This window comes from Micromonospora sp. CA-240977 (assembly GCF_050942285.1).
Classification (GTDB): domain Bacteria; phylum Actinomycetota; class Actinomycetes; order Mycobacteriales; family Micromonosporaceae; genus Micromonospora.
The window spans coordinates 3266082-3283735 of the sequence record NZ_CP192055.1; the positions used below are offsets into that span (position 1 = coordinate 3266082).

Here is a 17654-nt window from a genome sequence, read left to right on the forward strand (position 1 = left end):
GCCCAAGGCTACTCAGCCGGGCGGGCACGGGCGACGACCTCCTCGGGAGTCAGCGGCGCCTTCGGGTGGTGGGTCAGGCACAACGGGGTACGGACCTTGACGAACGAGAAACCCTCCCCGGCGGCGTAGAACTCGCCGCTGTTGAGCAGGCCGATGTCCGGAAGTCGCCCACCCTTGGCCTCGGCGAGTTGCCGGGCCGCGTCGATCTGCGCGGGCGCGTTGAGCAGTCCGAAGAACTGTGTCGTCGCGTTGCCGGAGATCTGGTTGTGCAGACCCTTCGGCGCCTGGGTGGCGAAGACCAACCCGAGCCCGTACTTGCGGGCCTGCGCGGCGAGCGCGATCGAGCTGGCGGTGCAGGCCGTGGTGCCTGTCGACGGTGCGAGCGTCTGCGCCTCATCCATCACGAACAGCCCACCCAGCGGTCGGTCACCGGCCGGGTGCCGTTTGATCCAGGCGAAGAGCGCCATCTGCAACTGGTTGACGAAGCTCTGTCGCTCCTGGTCGGAGGTGAGACCGACGAAGCTGATCACCGACACCCGGGCCCGCCGCCCCGGCGACGGCGTCAGCAGCAGCCCCGGGTCGGCCGGCGCACCGACACCTCCGAAGAGCGGATCGGTGACCATCGCCGCCTTGAGCGCCTCGGCCAACTCCTCGGCGAGCTTCCCGGCGCGGGCCAGCCGGCTGACCCCCTCGGGCAACTCGGTGAGGAATTCGGTGAAGCCGTGCAGCCCCACCATCCCGCTCCGCGCGTACGCCTGGAGGGCCTCGGTGAGGACGGCCTTGCCCTGCTGGGCGAGTCGGCTCGTCCGGTCGACACCGGCCCGTGGGGCGAGCGCCTCCACGGCGGAGCGGACCGCCTGGTCGAACTCGTCGGGCCAGTCCCGCAGTGAGGTGAAGTCGGGCAACGGCTGGAAGCTCAGCGGCCGCCCCGCGGTGACCCGCGGCGTCCACACCACCACCTCGGTGTGGGTGAGGTAGTCGGTGGCTCGTTCGGCGTCGCCGGGACCCCAGCCGCTCGGCGGTGCGGGCCACGCGTCACCGAGCCGGGCAAGGTCGTTGTTGGGGTCGAGCACGATCGCGGAGACGCCCTCGCGGGCGCACTCCTCGACCAGTCGACGGATGAGCACCGTCTTGCCCGACCCGGACCCGGCGAACACGACGGCGTGCCGACGCAACGACTCCAGGGGCACCGTGAACGGGTGGCCACCGTCGGCGGTCCGCCCCAGCCCGATGGTCCGGCCGCCGGCCCCGAGGCCGACCGGGTCAGCGGGCACGGCCACGGAGACCGAGCCGGTCGACGGCCCGCCGCTCACGGTGGCGACCGGCGCGCCGGCCCGGTCGGCCTCGACACCACCCGAGGGCGCCTCGGCGTCACCAGAGGGCGCCTCGGCGTCGTCCGACGAGGGCGCGGCGTTGTCCGGCGGAGGCCTGGCGTCGCCCGGCGGTGGAACCCCGTCGTCGGGAGCCGTCGGCGGCACGCCGTCGCGGGGTCGCTCGGGCCCAGGCAGGACCGCCCGGAACAGCTCGGTGCCGCTGGCCGGACGACGGGCCACCAGCCACTCCTGCAAGGCAGTGGACGGCTCGGCCGCCAGCACCCGCAGGGCCGCGAAGACCCGCAAATCCGCCTCCGGCACCGCGCGCCGGAGGCCGCCGGCCGCATCGAAACCGCTCAACACCTCGGTGGTCCGCTTGCCGGTCGGCCACGGGCCGTTGCGCAGCAGGACCAGCCGCCGCTGGGGGAGGTCCCGATCCAGTCCGGCCAGCGTGCACGCGGCCTTGACCCGGGCGGTCACGGCCAGGGCGTTGGGATGAGCGACGGCCCGGAAGCACCAGTGCGCCTCGTTCTCGGTGGCCTCGTCGAGCACCTCGATCAGCCGCCCGTGCAGCGCCGGCTTGCGGCCGGGCGGCGGATCGTACTTGTAGGTGGCGCCGGTCGGCGCCTGCTCGGCGATCCAGGCGGCCAGGCCGGCGGCGAGCAGCGGTGGCATGTGCTCGTCCTCGCCCGCCGGATCGACGGCGGCCGACACGTCCGCGGCCTCGACCAGTTCGGCGAACCGTTCGTCCAGCTCGCGCAGGCGGCGTTCGACGGTCGTCGGGTCCGCCGTCGCGCCGCGCGCCGCGCCGGCCGTCGGCGTCGAGTCGGTGCCGTCGATGAGTCGGTCCAGCTCGACCACCTCGTCGCGGTCCCGGCACCAGGCCACATGGCGGTCCACCCGGCGCAGCAGGGCGCGTGGCGTCAGGGTGGGTGCGTCGGCGAAGGCAGCCGGGGCGATCGGCCAGGTGGGGTGGGGAGGTGTGAAGTACGGACCCGCGTACGCGGCGGCGAGGCGCTTCGCCACGATGGCGTGCCCGATCTCCGCTGTGGGGATCCGGTCCGGCAGGGTCGCCGCCCGGAACCGGTCACCGACCGGAGTGGGCACGGTACGCGTCATCAGCACCCAGGTGTCCGGCAGACACGAGACGACGACCAGCGTGCGGCGGGTGATGTCGCGCAGCTTCAGCAGGCCGTCGGCGATCGGACCGAGCACCTTGGCCTGGCCGTCCTCCAACCCCTGATGCTGGTTGAGCAGTGAGGTGCTGGTCTGGGCGAACAGCGTGTCGAGCTGGTCCACGGCGATCACCGTGGGGTCCAGGGCCAGGGCCATCAGCCGGGAGATGTCCTGCACGACCTGCTGCGGGGTGCGGACGGCGCCGCTCAACCCCCACGCCTCCCGCGCGGCCGGGTCACCCGGTTCGGAGATCAGGTGGGCGTACCCGACGTCCTGTGCCTCGAAGTCGATGGCACCGTGCAGGACGAGCGCCCGCGCGGTGTCCTGGGCGTCCCGTCCGACCTCCCGGTCCCGGGCGCGCAGCGCCCAGACGAAGGCGTCGAGCTGCGCACGGGTCACCGGTCGGGTGCCGGCGACCGCGTCGCGGACCTCCACCGGCAGGCCGATCTGCGTGGTGAGTCGGCGCAGGAAGGTCTTCAGCTGGGTGCCCCAGCCGACGTGGGCGCGGCCCATGCCCTCCACCAGGGCCAGGGCGACGCTCTCCCAGAACGTCTTGCCGCTGACCATGTCGACGAGGAAGAAGTAACCGCCGTCGCGCTGGATCCGTTCGCGTACCGCGCCGAGCAGGTGCGTCTTCCCGGCGCCCGCGCGGCCCTGCATGGCCACGCCGAGCGGCATGCTCGTGTCGTCGGTGCGGGCCCGCGCCACCCCGCGCAGGATCTCCGCGACCACCTGCTCGTGCAGCTCCGGCACGTTGTGCGGGCTGGGTCGCCAGACGTCGTCCGGGGTGACCGCCGGGTTGAGACTCACCGCCTCCAGCGCGGCCCGCTGGTCGTCGGAGATCATGCCGCGCCGATCGCCAGGGCGTGGTTGTCCTCGTTCCCGATGCGGACGGCCGCGGCGCGGTCCCGTGTGGTCAGCGACTTGGTGTTCGCCACCGGGATGATGCGGACGTCCTCCCGGCCGACCATCGCCCGCAACGTCGCGTCCAGGGACGCCCGGTCGGTGTCGGCGAGCCGGTCCCGGACGTCGGCGAGGCCGACCCAGGCGCCCGGTGCCGCGGCCAGCTCCCGGTACGCCGCCCGAACCAGCGCCTCCACCTCCGCCGCGGTCGCGGTCACCGTGGCGGGTGTGTCCTGCCGTGGCACGCTGGCCGGCGGGGCGGTGGCGTCGGTCTGCGTGAAGAAGTCACCGTGGCTGATGCGGAGCCGGTCCAGCGAACGGTGCAGGTTGGACAGGACGACGAACAGCGACCGGGTCGTGGAGCCACCCTGCCTGGGTGGGGTGGAGGTGTGCAGGTGACGGACCACCCGCCAGCCCTCGTCGGTCAGTTCGTGGGCGAACGGCCGGTGCGTCCGATCGGTCTCCACCAGACCCAGGTCGACGAGCTTCCTGTTGTCCTGGCCGGTCAGCGTGAAACCGGCAAGCTCCTTCAGCTCGACGTTGCTGACTCGGCGCGCCTCGACCATCAGCACCACGAGGGCGTTTATCTGGTTCGGCGTCAGGTGCGGGACGTCCGCCGGGCTGGTCATGATCTCTCATCTCCGTCGGTGTGCGTGCCGTCCGCGCGCCGCCGGGTCAGCAGCCGACGGATCCCGTCGACCACCGCCGGCACGTCGGTGAGCACCTGCTCGTTGGTGAAGCGGAGCACGTCCAGCCCGACGAGTTGCAGCTGCACGTCCCTCCGCCGATCGTTGGCGAAAGCGATTCGCCCACGATGCTCCGGGCCGTCCACCTCGACCGCAAGACCCTCGGCGGGCCAAAAGAGATCCAGTCGGTAGGACGCGCCCAGCAGGTGCCACTCGTAGGTGTGGTTCCACCGCCGGCCCCGCGCCCAGTCGTGCGGTGCGAGCGCGCGTTCCAGTGCCTGCTCGGCCGCGCTGTCACCGCGCGGCACTCCGGCGATCGGCGGCCAGGCCAACACCGTCGGGCCCGGCGGTGTGGACGTGGCCGGAGGTCGGTCGGTCGAGCTGACCAGCTCGGCGAACCGCACCGGCACCAGCATCGGCACCGACCGCACCCGGTCGGCGTGGCGCAGCGGCCCGCCGGCCAACCACACGGTGAAGTCGCCGTGCCGCACGAGCCACTCGGCGGCGGCCACCAGGGTCCGCTCGGCGTCCGCGCCCAGGTCGGGCAGGGCGATGACGAGGACGCAGCCCTCCCGGTCGTAGGCGTCGGCGAGCACCCGGGCGAGCCCGGCGGCGCGTACCCCCGGGGCGAAGCGGGACCGGCCGGCGGGCTGGCGCGGACCGCGCAGCCCACGCTCGGCGAGGTCCGCGAGGAACGGGCCGAAGTGCGCGGATCGGGCCGCGGCACGGGCCGCGAGGGCGCGTACCGCCGCCACGCCGAGCGTGCCCTCGCGCTCGAGACGGTCCGCGCCGGCCAGCCACCGGGGGAACATCGTGAGCGCCGCGGTGTCGACCTGGTCGAGGAGGTCGTCCACGAGGTCGCCGAGCGGACCCACCACTGTGGGCCGGTAGTGCACGACCGCCGGCGCCGCGGGCGGCAACGGGTCGAGCGCCACCCGCAGCACCTCGGGGTCGACGGCCGGCAGGTGACTCACCCGCCGCGTGGGAGGGGCGGCCCACCAGGCCCCGTTGGCCTCGCCGTCGGCCCGGACGGGGTGCGCCATGCCGGCACCCTACGACACGGGGGAGCCCGATCGGCGTCCCGTCGGTGTGCCGGCCCGGCCGCGGAGGTCGCCGCTCAGCGCAGGCGGCGGATGTCGCCGAACGCCCGGTAGAACCCGCCCCGGCTGGACTCGCGGACCTCGGTCACCAGATAGCGGGCGCCCGGCTCGCGGATCCCCTTCGGAAACTGCACTGACCAGTCGCGTCGGTAGCCGTCGGACAGCACCTGGACCCGCAGCCGGCCCCTGTCGTCCAGGCACTGCACGACCACGCCCGCACCCGAGTCGCTCGTCACCTCGACGATCGTCGGCTCCGCCTGCCGAGGCGCCTGGCGCGGGGCCGTGACGTCGCGTACCTGGGGCACGTCCCCGGCCTGGGCCGCCCGGATCGCCGGCTCGCTCGCGTCGATGCAGGCCAGGTGACCGCCGGTGGTGACGACGTAGAGCCGGTCGTCGTGGTACTGCATGGAGTACGCCGAGCCGCAGCCGGTGCCGAGCTTCCACAGCCGGGTGCCGGCCGCGTCGAAGCAGTAGATCGAGGACTGGCTGTCACCGGCGAAGACGTACCGGCCGCCCTCGGCGGTGGCGCAGGAGAAGACCGGGGCGTCACACCGGTAGGTGCCGTCGAGCCGACCGGCCTTGGACAGCCGGACCACCTCGCGGGTGCTGGTCCCGGCGAACACGCTGCCCTGCTCCTGCCAGCCGAAGAGCACCGAGCCGGTGGTGGTGTGCCACAGCTCCTGGCCGGTACGCCACTCGTAGCCGGTCACGCCCCGCGAGTGACCGTGGTAGATGGCGTCGTCGTCGCACCGCACCATCCAGGCCGAACGCCCCCGCCCGGGCCGGCGCCACAGGAACTCGTCCTCGTGGTCGACAGCGGTGATCCCGCCGTCGGCATCCGAGACGCCCAGGACGCCGTCGTGGATGTCCAGCCAGTAGATGTCGATCTCCGGGGCGATCGCGTACGCCACCCGGGGCACCTTGCCGGAGAGGTCGTAGACGTTGCCGTCGTCGCAGCCGGCGTAGATCCAGGCGTCGTCGGCGACGATGCACTTCACCCCGTCGGGAAGGCGGACCTGGCCGCGCACCCGGGCGTCGTGGTCGAGCGTGGTGATCACGCCGTGCTCGTTGCCGACCATGCAGTGCCGCCCGTCGACGAAGATGCCGAAGGCGGGGGCGCCGGAGTCGTAGCGCCAGAGCACCGGGGCGGTGTGGGCGGTGGAGCGGGTGCTGACGATCTGCCGCCGGGAGACGCTGCGCTTCTGCCGGACGCCCGGGACCGCCGGCGCGTAGCCCTTGCGGACCTTCTCCCCGATCTTCTTCGCCGCGGCCGCGCGGGCCCGGGCGTTGTCCGGGTAGGCGCTGGCCTTGACCTGCCCCTGGTCGCCGATCCGGCCGTAGCGCACGGTCAGCGTGGCGTTGTCGACGATGACCTCGTAGAACTTGTGCGCACCGTCCACTTCGGACAGTTCGAGGTAGGTCGTCTCCTGGGACATGAGGGCCTCCGGGGGTCAGCGACCGGCCTGAACGGACCGGCGCGGCGACAGTGCCCACACGCTAACGACCGCCACCGACACAATCGGCGGGCGCCCGGAGAACCGGGCACCCGCCGACACCGGATCGACCCGGGTGCGGTCAGCCCGCGGTGCAGGACCGGATCTGCGGGCGGGCGCTGCTGTTGCCGTTGGTCATCGTGGTGAAGCCGAAGGTGTTGCCGCTGCCGTTGGACCGCATCGTCATGACGGTGCCGCTGCTGTCCCAGGTGGCGGTGCCGTTCCAGATGGTGGAGACGCGCTGCGGGGAGGTGATCGCCACGACCACCGTCCACGTGTTGGCGCCGCTGACCGTCACCGACGTGTTGTACCTGTCACCCCAGACGTTGGGGGTCGTCGCCGTCGCGGTGCAGCTGCCGGAGCCGGGCGGGGGAGTTCCCGTGCTGGGCGGCGGGGTGCCGGTGCTGGGCGGCGGGGTCGTGCCGTCGGGCGCGACCGCCCGGCCGGTGGACGGCGAGATCATGCCGGGGCACAGGTTGCGGCTTGTCAGGTTGGCCATGATCTGGGGGATCGCGTCGCGGGTGTTCTGGATTCCGTCGTGCATGAGGATGACCTGACCGGCCTGGAGGCGGCTCGCGTTGGACACGATCTGGCTGACGCTCGCGCCGTTCCAGTCCTGGGAGTCCACGTCCCAGATCACCTGGCGCATGCCGAGCGACGACGCGACGGACTGGAGGGTGCCGTTGGTCTCCCCGTACGGCGGCCGGAACAACTGCGGTCGGACGCCGGTCGCCGACTGGATCGCCGAGCTGGTCTGGGACAGGTCGGACTGCATCTGGGACTGGCTCATCGAGGTCATGTGGGAGTGGTTCCAACTGTGGTTGCCGACCCACATGCCGGCGGACACCTGTGCCTGCGCCGCGGACCTGTTGTTCTGGACGTTCTGCCCGATGTTGAACATCGTGGCCCGTACGCCGTTGTTGCGCAGCACGGTGAGCAGCGCGCTGGTGCTGCCCGTGGGGCCGTCGTCGAAGGTGAGGCCGACGTAGCCGTTGCAGGTGGCGGCGCTCGACGGGGCCGAGGTGGCGGCGAGAACGACGCCGCACATCGCGACGGCGGTGGTGAGGGCGGCCAGCGACGCGCGCAACCGCCTCGACCGCGGGGCCGTGCTGGGAGAGATCCTGGTCATCTGGTGCCCCTTTCCGGGGGCCCGGACGTGCGCCAGGGTGCGGGCAGCACAGGTCCGGGCAGGTGTGGACAAGTGGGGCGGCCGAACCGACCATCGCGACGTCGGCCGCATTGACCTCGATGGATCGGAGTATTACAGCGGGATTTCCGGAGCGTCAACAACTTCCGGAACTATCCGGAAGCATCCGGGATGAGGTCTGACGTCCTATGTCAAGCCCACGAGGGGGAGTGATCGGCCGTCCCGGCCGGGGTTGCTGGCGGCACCATCCGGAAAAGGCCTCGGAACTATCGACAGCGATGGGCGTCGCGGGGCGCGGACCGTCCGACCGCAATAGTAAAGTTTGTGAACAGAAGATGTTACAGTCACCTCCATCAATGGTTGTCCCGGGTCGTCGGCCCGGGATGTCCCAGGAATGGAGTGATCACATGGCACGACTGCGCGCGCTGGTCGCGCTGGCGGCACTGATCGTCGCCGGTGGACTGGTCGCGATCATCCCGTCCACCGCCGCGTCGGCGGCGGCCTGCTCCGCATCGTGGCAGGCCTCGGCCGTCTACTGGGGAGACGCCCAGGTGTCGCACAACGGTCGTAACTACCGGGCGAAGTGGTGGACCCAGAACGAGGCGCCGCCGGGCACGACCGGGGTCTGGGAGGACCTCGGCGCGTGCGGAGGAGGCAGCACGCCGCCCACCACGGGCAGCTGCACCTACCCGAACTGGGCCGCCGGCACCTGGTACACCGCCGGGGCGATCGTGCGATACACCAACGGCCTGTACTACGTCGCCGAGCACGACAATCCCGGGTACGACCCGGTCGTCAGCACCTGGTACTGGGAGCCGTACACCTGTGGCGGCCAGCCACCCACCAGCCAGCCGCCCACCAACCCCGGTGGCTTCGTGGTGACCGAAGCCCAGTTCAACCAGATGTTCCCGGGCCGCAACTCCTTCTACACGTACTCCGGGCTGGTCGCCGCCCTCAGCGCCTACCCGGCGTTCGCCAGGACCGGCAGCGCCACCGTCCAGCGTCAGGAGGCCGCGGCCTTCCTGGCGAACGTGTACCACGAGACCGGCGGCCTGGTGCACGTCGTCGAGCAGAACACCGCCAACTACCCGCACTACTGCGATCCCGGTCAGCCCTACGGCTGTCCGGCCGGTCAGGCGGCCTACTACGGGCGGGGGCCGATCCAGCTCAGTTGGAACTTCAACTACAACGCCGCCGGGATCGCCCTGCAACTGCCGCTGCTGACCAATCCGTGGTTGGTGCAGAACGACGCGGCGGTGGCCTGGAAGACCGGTATCTGGTACTGGATGACCCAGAACGGACCGGGCACCATGACCGCGCACAACGCGATGGTCACCGGGGCCGGGTTCGGCGAGACGATCCGCAGCATCAACGGTTCGATCGAGTGCAACGGGGGCAACCCCGCCCAGGTGCAGAGCCGGGTCACGAGATACCAGCAGTTCGTCGGCATCCTCGGTGTGCCCGCCGGGGCCAACCTGTCCTGCTGACGCGCGATCCGGGCCTCGGCGCCGCGTGACGTCGAGGCCCGGGAGCCGGTGACCGTGGTGCGGAGTGCGGGGTCCGACGCTCCCCGGTGGGTCAGGGTCCGGGCGGCGGTCTCGCGGTGATCACCCGTTGACAGGGCCGTGGTCCGCCCGGAACTATCAGCGGCAGTCCACCGCCCCGACCATCGTCGTTCACGACCTCGTATGACAACGATGTCATAGGGCCTGACCCCGTCCACTCTGCCCAGACCTTCGACGTACTCGACTGGTTCGAGTCGAAAGGCACCGTCCCTCATGTCGCATACCCCCCATGCGCGTCACCCGTCCCCCCGCCTGCTCGCCGCGGCCACAGCCGCCCTGCTACCGCTGGGTCTGCTCGTCGCCGCGCCCCTGGCCAACGCCGCCGCCGCGCCGGCGACCCCGGGCAGTTTCGCCTCCTCGTTCGAGTCCGCCGACCCGCAACCCGCCGCCAGCACCGTCGAGGTCGGCGCGAACGGAAAGCCGGTCCAGGCGAACCTGAGCGGCAGGGTCACCACGCTGCCGGGCAGCCTGCTCGGGCAGGTCGGCGCCGTGACCGCGAGCGCGGAGAACCCGCCGAACGAGATCGCCGCGAACCTCACCGACGACGACCCGTCGACCAAGTGGCTCGTGTTCGAGTCGAGCGGCTGGGTGACCTACCAGCTCGCCAAGCCCGCCACCGTGGTGCGCTACTCGCTGACCGCCGCCAACGACGCACCGACCCGGGACCCCAGGGACTTCGTCGTGCAGGGGTCGAACGACGGCCGAACCTGGACCGACCTGGACAGGCGCGCCGGGGTGACGTTCAGCGGCCGCTTCGCCACCAACACGTACAGCTTCACCAACCCGAACGCCTACGGCTACTACCGGTTGAACGTCACCGCCAACTCCGGCGACTCGCTCGTGCAGCTCGCCGACTGGAACATCAGCGACGGCTCGAACGTCCGCCCGCCGGCCACCCCCATGGTCAGCGAGGCCACCTCCGGCCCGAACGGCGGCTACACCACCAAGCCGGACGCCGGGTTCACCGGACTGGCCGCGCTGCGCTACGCGGGCGGGGCCGAGGGCAACGGCCGGTCGTACGCGACGAACAAGCTGTTCGACGTCAGCATCCCGGTCGGGCCGAAGACCCGACTGTCGTACAAGCTCTTCCCGGAGTTCACCGGTGGGGACGCCCGGTACCCGTCCACCTACGCCGCCGTCGACCTGCGCTTCACCGACGGCAGCTACCTGAGCGGGCGCTCACCCGTCGACCAGCACGGCTACCCGCTGACCGCCGCCGGTCAGGGCGCCTCCAAGGTGCTCTACGCCGACCAGTGGAACCTGGTGCAGGCCGACCTCGGCACCGTCGCCCAGGGCAAGACGATCGACCGCATCCTGCTCGCGTACGACAACCCGCAGGCCACCGGCGAGACCCGGTTCCAGGGCTGGCTCGACGACATCGAGCTGACCGCCGTGCCGCCGTCGATCGACGGCTCGACGCTCACCAACTACGTCGACACCCGGCGCGGCACCAACTCGACGGCCGGCTTCTCGCGCGGCAACAACCTGCCGATCACCGCGCTGCCGAACGGTTTCAACTTCTTCACCCCGGTGACCGACGCGACCTCGGACTCCTGGGAGTACGAGTACCACCGGATCAACAACGAGGCCAACCTGCCGATGTTGCAGGGCCTCGCGATCTCCCACGAGCCCAGCCCGTGGATGGGTGACCGCAACCAGATGTCGGTCATGCCGGTCGTCGGCGACGGGCCGCTCACCGGTGAGCCCGCCAGCCGTGCGCTCGCCTTCAGCCACGACGACGAGACGGCCCAACCGGACCTCTACCGGGTCACGCTGCGGAACGGCCTGATCGCGGAGACGTCGCCCACCGACCACGGCGGCATCATGCGGTTCACCTTCCCCGCCGGGCAGGCGACCGGAAGCCTCGTCCTGCACAACGGCACGTTCATCGTCGGCGCCGACGGCACCGTCACCGGCTGGGTCGACAACGGAAGCGGCCTGTCCGCCGGACGGAGCCGGATGTTCGTGTCCGGTGTCGTCGACCGGGCGCCGACGGCAACCACCGCCACGTCGGCGACCTTCGACGTCTCCACGACCCGGGAGGTGACGATGCGCCTCGCGACGTCGTTCCTCTCCGTCGACCAGGCGCGCCGCAACCTCGACCTGGAGGTCACCGGCCGGAGCTTCGACCAGATCCACGCCGCCGCGACGGCCGCGTGGAAGGACCGGCTCGGCCGGGTCGAGGTACGCGGCGCCACCGAGGCGCAGCTCGTCACCATGTACTCGAACCTGTACCGGCTGAACCTCTACCCGAACTCGCAGTCCGAGAACACCGGCACCGCCGCCGCGCCGCGCTGGCAGTACGCGAGCCCGGTCTCGGCGCCGACCGGCGCGTCGACAGCCACCCGGACCGGCGCGAAGGTCGTCGACGGGCAGATCTACGTCAACAACGGCTTCTGGGACACCTACCGCACCGTGTGGCCCGCCTACGCGCTGCTCTACCCGGACGTCGCGGCCCGTATCTCCGACGGGTTCGTCCAGCACTACCGCGACGGCGGCTGGATCGCCCGCTGGTCGTCGCCCGGCTACGCCGACCTGATGACCGGCACCAGCGCGAACGTGGCCCTGGCCCAGGCGTACCTCACCGGGGTCAAGCTGCCCGACCCGCTCGCGGCGTACGACGCGGCGGTCAAGGACGCGACAGTCGCGTCCGGGCGCGGCGCGGTCGGGCGCAAGGGCATCGAGACCTCGCTGTTCCTCGGCTACACGCCGACGTCCACCGGGGAGTCGGTGTCGTGGGCGCTGGAGGGGTTCATCAACGACTACGGCATCGGCAACATGGGTGCCGCCCTCGCCCGGGACCCGGCCACGCCGAAGTCCGAGCGCGCCCGGCTCACCGAGGAGTCGCGCTACTTCCTGGAGCGCGCCCGCAACTACGTCCACCTGTTCGACCCGACGTCGAAGCTCTTCCAGGGCCGCGACGCCGCCGGCAACTTCCTGTCCGGTGACCCGCTGGACTGGGGTGGTGTCTACACCGAGACCAACGGGTGGAACTTCGCGTTCACCGCGCAGCAGGACGGCCAGGGCCTCGTCAACCTGTACGGCGGTCAGAAGGCGCTGCGGGACAAGCTCGACGCGTTCTTCGCCACCCCGGAGAACGCCGACCGCCCCGGCGGGTACGGCGGGGTCATCCACGAGATGCTGGAGGCCCGCGCGGTACGGATGGGTCAGCTCGGCATGAGCAACCAGCCGTCGCACCACATCCCGTACATGTACAACGTCGCCGGCGCGCCGGCGAAGACCCAGGCGACGGTACGGGAGATCCTGCGCCGCCTCTACGTCGGCAGCGAGATCGGCCAGGGCTACCTGGGTGACGAGGACAACGGCGAGATGTCGTCGTGGTACATCCTCAGCTCGTTGGGCATCTACCCGTTGCAGGCCGGGTCGTCGCAGTGGGCCATCGGCTCACCGCAGTTCACCAGGATGACAGTGCGCCGCAGCACCGGCGACATCGTCGTCAACGCGCCGAACAACAGCAACCGCAACGTCTACGTGCAGGACGTGAAGGTCAACGGCAAGAAGCAGCGCGGTCTGTCCCTGGACGTGGCAGCGCTCGCCAAGGGCGGCTCCATCGACTTCCAGATGGGCCCCAACCCGTCCTCCTGGGGCAGCGGCAAGAACGACGCGCCGCCGTCACTGACCAAGGGTGACCAGGCGCCGAAGCCGTTGCAGGACACCACCGGCCCCGGTCTCGGCACCGCTACCGCGACCGGCGGTCAGGACGCGGCGAAGCTGTTCGACGACTCGTCCACCACCCAGCTGACCTTCACCTCGGCGACGCCGCAGATCGGTTGGGCGTTCCGTGGTGGCAGGCAGAAGCCGACGTACTACACCGTCACGTCCGGCGCCGGTGCGGGCGATCCGGCCGACTGGCGGCTGCAGGGCTCCAACGACGGCCTCACCTGGACCACTGTGGACTCCCGCAGGGACCAGGCGTTCCGGTGGCGCAACCAGACCCGCCCGTTCGAGATCGACAGGCCGGGACGCTTCGCGCAGTTCCGGCTCGCCGTGTCGAGGACCGTCGGCGCCCCGCAGACCAACCTCGCCGAGATCGAGCTGCTCGCCGGGGGCGATCTGGACCTCGGGGGCGGCGACATCGCGGTGACCGCCGCCGACGGCGTGCACGCGACGTCCGGCGTACCGGTCTCGGGGCCGCTGGCCACCGTCACGGGCGGCGCCGCCGGCGACTACCAGGCCACTGTCGACTGGGGTGACGGCACGCCGGCCACCGCGGGCACCGTGACGCTGAACTCGCGGGCCGTCTACCGCATCGGTGGGTCGCACACCTACGCCACACCGGGCTACCACCAGGCCACCGTCACGGTCACCGACGGCGAGAGCCAGAACTCCGCGACGGTCGGCGTCGACGTGGGGTACGTCCCGGCCTCCGGCCTCACCGCCGCGTTCGACAGCGTCTGTGTCGGCGACGAGGGGGTCCTGGCCGCGGACTGCGACGCGAAGTCGTGGGCGTACTCGCGGGCCGCCCTGGTAGCGGGCGGCGTGACCCAGGGCGAGCGGCAACAGGTCCCCGGGACCGCGTTGCGGTTCACCCTGCCGGCGATTCCGGCCGGGCAGCCGGACAACGCCACGGGTAACGGTGCGACTGTCGTGCTCGACCTGCCGGACGACGCGACGAGCATCTCGTTCGTGGGCGCCGGGACGCAGGGCAACCAGAGCACCACCGGCACGGCGACGTTCAGCGACGGCAGCACGGCCAGCGTCCCGATCCAGTTGAGCGACTGGACGCTGGGCGGCAACGCCAACGGCACCCCGTCCTACGGCAACATCATCGTCGCGAGGACGGCGTACCGGTTGCAGGGCACGAGCCGGGACGGCGCCCAGCCGTTCCTGTTCGCCACCGCGCCGTACCAGATCCCGGCCGGCAAGAAGCTGGTGTCGGTGACCCTGCCGGCGCAGACCGGCGATCCCCGCTCGGCGGGACGGATCCACGTGTTCGCCGTGGCCAACGACGGCACGCCGGCCCCCGCCCTGACCACCGTCGCCCCGAAGGACCAGACGGCGAACGCCGGGCAGGCCCTCGCGGCGAACCTCGGCGCGGTGACCGCCGGCGCTCCCGGTCCGACCGGTTACCGGGCCCGCGTCCAGTGGGGTGACGGCACGACTCCGGACGACGTCACCATCGACGCGTCCGGTGCGATGAGCGGCCAGCACACCTACGCGCGGGAGGGCGCCTACCCGGTGCACGTCACCGTGTGGGACACGCTGTCGAGCAGCACCCGTTCCTTCATCGTGACAGTGGCCCGGGGCGGATCGCAGCCGGCGATCGCGCTGTCCGCGTCCGGCACCGTCACCACCGGTGGCGCGATCACCGTCGACGGCAGCGGGTTCGCCGCCGGTGAGCAGGTGACCGTCCGCGTCGGCACCGACCCGGACCGGACCATGAAGGTCGCGGCCTCCGCGACGGGAACGGTCCGCGCCTCGGTCCCGACATCCGATGACGCACAACCCGGCCGGTACGCGGTCACCGCGACGGGCGCGTCCTCGCGTACCCCGGCCACGGCCACCGTCCAGGTGAGCGGGCCGGCCGAGGCGCCGACCTACCAGCCGCGGGTGGCGCTGACGACCAGGTCGGGGCCGCGTGGCACGTCGATCACTGTCGACGGTTCCGGGTTCGCGCCGAACGAGACGGTCACCATCGCCCTCGGCAACGACCTCACGGTCAGCACCGTGCGCGCGAATGGTGACGGTGTCCTCGCCGGCGCGACGGTAAGCGTTCCGGGTGCGGCGAAGGCGGGCGCGACAAGCGTCACGCTGAGCGGTGCCAGGTCGGCGACGAGGGTGTCGCGGCCGTTCACTGTCACCGGCTAGCGCCGGGCCGGCACTGGATACGAGCGGGGCGGGCCGTGACCACGGCCCGCCCACGCCGTTCCGCGATGATCAACTCTCGCGCGGTGGCAGCAGCGCGTCGACCAGGTCGCGCAGCGGGCCGACCAGGTCCTGTTCGGTGGCGGAACTCAGCGGATCCAGTCGGATCGACGACCGCAGCACCGCGACCCCGATGCCGGCGGCGAGAGCCATCTGGGCGCGGAGCAGGATCTGTTCACTGCCCGGTTCGCCGGGACGCCACCCGCGGGCCGCCGCCAGTTGTTCGCTGGAACGGACCAGGACGCCGCGCCGGATCTCGTCCGCCGCCGCGTCCCCGGACGACCGCAGCAGCAGGGAGAGCTGGCTCGACAGGCCAGCCGCGCCGGGGTCGGCGATGTGCCGGGCGATGGTTTCGGGCACCCGGTCGGACGGCGTCTGGCCGGTCGTCCGGCGCAGCTCGTCGCCCGCGGCCCGCAGGCACGCCTCGAACAGCCCCTCCTTCGACGTGAAGTAGCGGCTGATGAGCGCCACGTTGACGCCCGCGTCGTCGGCGATGTCCCGGACGGTCGTGGCCGCGTAGCCGTCCCGCGCGAAGCGCTGGCGGGCGGCGTCGAGCAGGAGCTGCCGGGTTTCGGCCGCGTCCCGACGGCGACGCTGGGCCGGCTCGCCGGCGGTGTCGCTGGTCGGGGGGACCGGCGGTTCTGCTGCCACGACGCCTCCCTCCCCGGCTGCTCCACCGTGGGCCGCCGTCCGTCGGTAAGTAAACATATGTTGACTTACTCGCCGACGCAAGCTCCTCACGGGGACGTGAGGTGACGTAAACGACTGTTGACTTGAGCTGCCGGCCGAGCATACTGGCTAAGTCAGCAAGCGTTTACATCTAGTTCGAGGATGTCATGACCCACACCATCGAGGAGTCGACCCACCTCGGCTCCGCGCCCAGCGCGGCCCCGCGCGCCAACAGCACCCTCCTGGTGCTGTACCTGTCGCTGGGCGGCCTGGCGTTCGCGGTGCTCCAGTCGCTGGTGGCGCCCGCGCTGTCGACAATCGGAAGGGACCTGGGCGTCTCCACCGGAGACATCAGCTGGGTGCTCACGGCGTACCTGTTGGCCGCCTCGGTGCTGACGCCCATTCTCGGACGTCTCGGTGACATGGTCGGCAAGCGTCGGGTCCTCATCGGCGTCCTCGCGGCCCTGGCCGCGGGCACCCTGCTCGCCGCCCTGGCGCCCAACCTGACAGTGCTGATCGTCGCGCGGGCGCTGCAGGGGGCCGCCGGAGCGATCCTGCCGCTGTCGATCGGCATCGTCCGTGACCAACTGCCTCGGGAGAAGGTCGGCGTCACCGTCGGCCTGCTGTCGGCGATCTTCGGGGTCGGCGCCGGTGTCGGCATCGTGGCCGCGGGCCCGATCGTGGAGCACCTGTCGTGGCACTGGCTGTTCTGGCTGCCGCTGGTCCTCGTCGTCGTCGCGTTGCTCGGCGCCATCTTCGGGATGCCCGAATCGCGGGTCCGCACGCCCGGGCGGCTCGACATGCTCGGCGCGGCCATCCTGTCGGTGTCGCTGGTCTCGCTGCTGCTGGCCGTGAGCAAGGGGCAGGGCTGGGGCTGGACCGAGCCGAAGACCATCGGCCTCTTCGTGCTCGGTGTGGTCGCGATGATCGTGTTCGTCCGGGTCGAGCTTCGGGTACGCGAGCCGCTCATCGACATGCGCCTGATGCGGATTCGCGGTGTCTGGGCCACCGACCTCGTCGCCCTGATCCTCGGGTTCGCGATGTTCGGGACGTTCGTGCTCGTACCGACCCTGCTTCAACTCCCCGCCGCCACCGGGTACGGGTTCGGCAAGACGGTGTCCCAGGCGGGCCTGTTCCTGCTGCCCACCGTCCTGATGATGGTGGTCTTCGGTCCCCTGGCGGGTCTGCTGGACCGACGCTACGGTCCCAAGGTTCCGATGTTCCTCGGCACTGTCGCGGTCGTCGTCGCATTCGTGCTGCCGGCGGTCGCGCACGGCGCCACCTGGCAGGTTCTGCTCTCCGGGGTGCTCACCGGCGCCGGCATCGGCCTGGCGTTCGCGGCGATGTCCAACGCCATCATCGAGAGCGTCCCGGCCGGACAGACCGGCGAGGCGAGCGGCGTCAACACCATCGCGCGGACCATCGGCAGCAGCATCGGAGCGGCGGTCGTGGCGGCCGTCATCACCTCGAACAGCACCCCTCAGAGTCTGCCCACCGACGCGGCGTTCACCGCCGGCTTCTGGGTGTGCGCGGGCGTCGCGGTCCTGGCCGTCCTCGCGGCACTCGCCCTGCCCTCGGCGCGTCGCCGCCACGAGGAGGCCGTCGCCGTCGGCGTCGACGACCTTCCGCCCGAGCCGGTCGAGCTGCACCTGTCCCACCGGCAGCACTGAGCAGTCGACTGACCCGCGCGGGCCGTGTCCACTCCTGGTGGGCACG

The 17654-nt window shown here is 71.6% G+C and carries 9 protein-coding genes; 3 read left to right on the top strand and 6 right to left on the bottom strand.

The window, feature by feature from the left end:
* Positions 1–8 precede the first annotated feature (8 nt).
* The 5 genes from ACQPWW_RS14905 to ACQPWW_RS14925 form a co-directional block, all read right to left on the bottom strand.
* On the bottom strand, positions 9–3335 hold the full coding sequence (locus tag ACQPWW_RS14905; protein ID WP_433133096.1) for an ATP-binding protein: 3327 nt from the start codon (positions 3333–3335) through the stop codon (positions 9–11).
* A complete protein-coding gene (locus tag ACQPWW_RS14910; RefSeq protein ID WP_433133098.1) occupies positions 3332–4021 on the bottom strand; it encodes a hypothetical protein in 690 nt (229 codons plus the stop codon). Before ACQPWW_RS14910 ends, ACQPWW_RS14905 begins: the two co-directional genes overlap by 4 nt.
* Positions 4018–5121 (bottom strand): endonuclease domain-containing protein, encoded by a 1104-nt coding sequence (locus ACQPWW_RS14915; protein ID WP_433133100.1) that lies wholly within the window; start codon positions 5119–5121, stop codon positions 4018–4020. The genes ACQPWW_RS14910 and ACQPWW_RS14915 overlap by 4 nt, the downstream gene beginning before the upstream one ends.
* Positions 5122–5195: 74 nt before the next feature.
* On the bottom strand, positions 5196–6614 hold the full coding sequence (locus tag ACQPWW_RS14920) for a PQQ-binding-like beta-propeller repeat protein (protein WP_433133102.1): 1419 nt from the start codon (positions 6612–6614) through the stop codon (positions 5196–5198).
* 139 nt (positions 6615–6753) lie between these two features.
* Complete coding sequence (locus tag ACQPWW_RS14925) at positions 6754–7800, bottom strand: polysaccharide deacetylase family protein (RefSeq protein WP_433133104.1); 1047 nt, start codon at positions 7798–7800, stop codon at positions 6754–6756.
* Positions 7801–8225: 425 nt separating this feature from the next.
* Here ACQPWW_RS14925 and ACQPWW_RS14930 point away from each other — a divergent pair, with 425 nt between their 5' ends.
* Entirely contained in the window at positions 8226–9305 is a 1080-nt protein-coding gene (locus ACQPWW_RS14930) for a glycoside hydrolase family 19 protein (RefSeq protein WP_433133106.1), read from the top strand.
* A 291-nt stretch (positions 9306–9596) separates the two neighbouring features.
* Positions 9597–15212 carry a GH92 family glycosyl hydrolase gene (locus tag ACQPWW_RS14935; RefSeq protein WP_433133108.1) on the top strand — a complete coding sequence of 1872 codons (5616 nt, stop codon included), beginning with the start codon at positions 9597–9599 and terminating at the stop codon, positions 15210–15212.
* A 69-nt stretch (positions 15213–15281) separates the two neighbouring features.
* Here the strand turns inward: ACQPWW_RS14935 and ACQPWW_RS14940 are convergent, their stop codons facing one another.
* Positions 15282–15920 carry a TetR family transcriptional regulator gene (locus ACQPWW_RS14940; RefSeq protein WP_433133110.1) on the bottom strand — a complete coding sequence of 213 codons (639 nt, stop codon included), beginning with the start codon at positions 15918–15920 and terminating at the stop codon, positions 15282–15284.
* Positions 15921–16105: 185 nt separating this feature from the next.
* Between ACQPWW_RS14940 and ACQPWW_RS14945 the strand changes: the two genes are divergently transcribed.
* Positions 16106–17608, top strand: a complete 1503-nt coding sequence (locus ACQPWW_RS14945) for an MFS transporter (RefSeq protein ID WP_433133112.1) — start codon at positions 16106–16108, stop codon at positions 17606–17608.
* Positions 17609–17654 lie beyond the last annotated feature (46 nt).

Bases quoted from the DNA above. Each gene is read 5' to 3' on its own strand.
- ACQPWW_RS14905 (WP_433133096.1), bottom strand. From the start codon at position 3,335: ATGATCTCCGACGACCAGCGGGCCGCGCTGGAGGCGGTGAGTCTCAAC.
- ACQPWW_RS14910 (WP_433133098.1), bottom strand. From the start codon at position 4,021: ATGACCAGCCCGGCGGACGTCCCGCACCTGACGCCGAACCAGATAAAC.
- ACQPWW_RS14915 (WP_433133100.1), bottom strand. From the start codon at position 5,121: ATGGCGCACCCCGTCCGGGCCGACGGCGAGGCCAACGGGGCCTGGTGG.
- ACQPWW_RS14920 (WP_433133102.1), bottom strand. From the start codon at position 6,614: ATGTCCCAGGAGACGACCTACCTCGAACTGTCCGAAGTGGACGGTGCG.
- ACQPWW_RS14925 (WP_433133104.1), bottom strand. From the start codon at position 7,800: ATGACCAGGATCTCTCCCAGCACGGCCCCGCGGTCGAGGCGGTTGCGC.
- ACQPWW_RS14930 (WP_433133106.1), top strand. From the start codon at position 8,226: ATGGCACGACTGCGCGCGCTGGTCGCGCTGGCGGCACTGATCGTCGCC.
- ACQPWW_RS14935 (WP_433133108.1), top strand. From the start codon at position 9,597: ATGTCGCATACCCCCCATGCGCGTCACCCGTCCCCCCGCCTGCTCGCC.
- ACQPWW_RS14945 (WP_433133112.1), top strand. From the start codon at position 16,106: ATGACCCACACCATCGAGGAGTCGACCCACCTCGGCTCCGCGCCCAGC.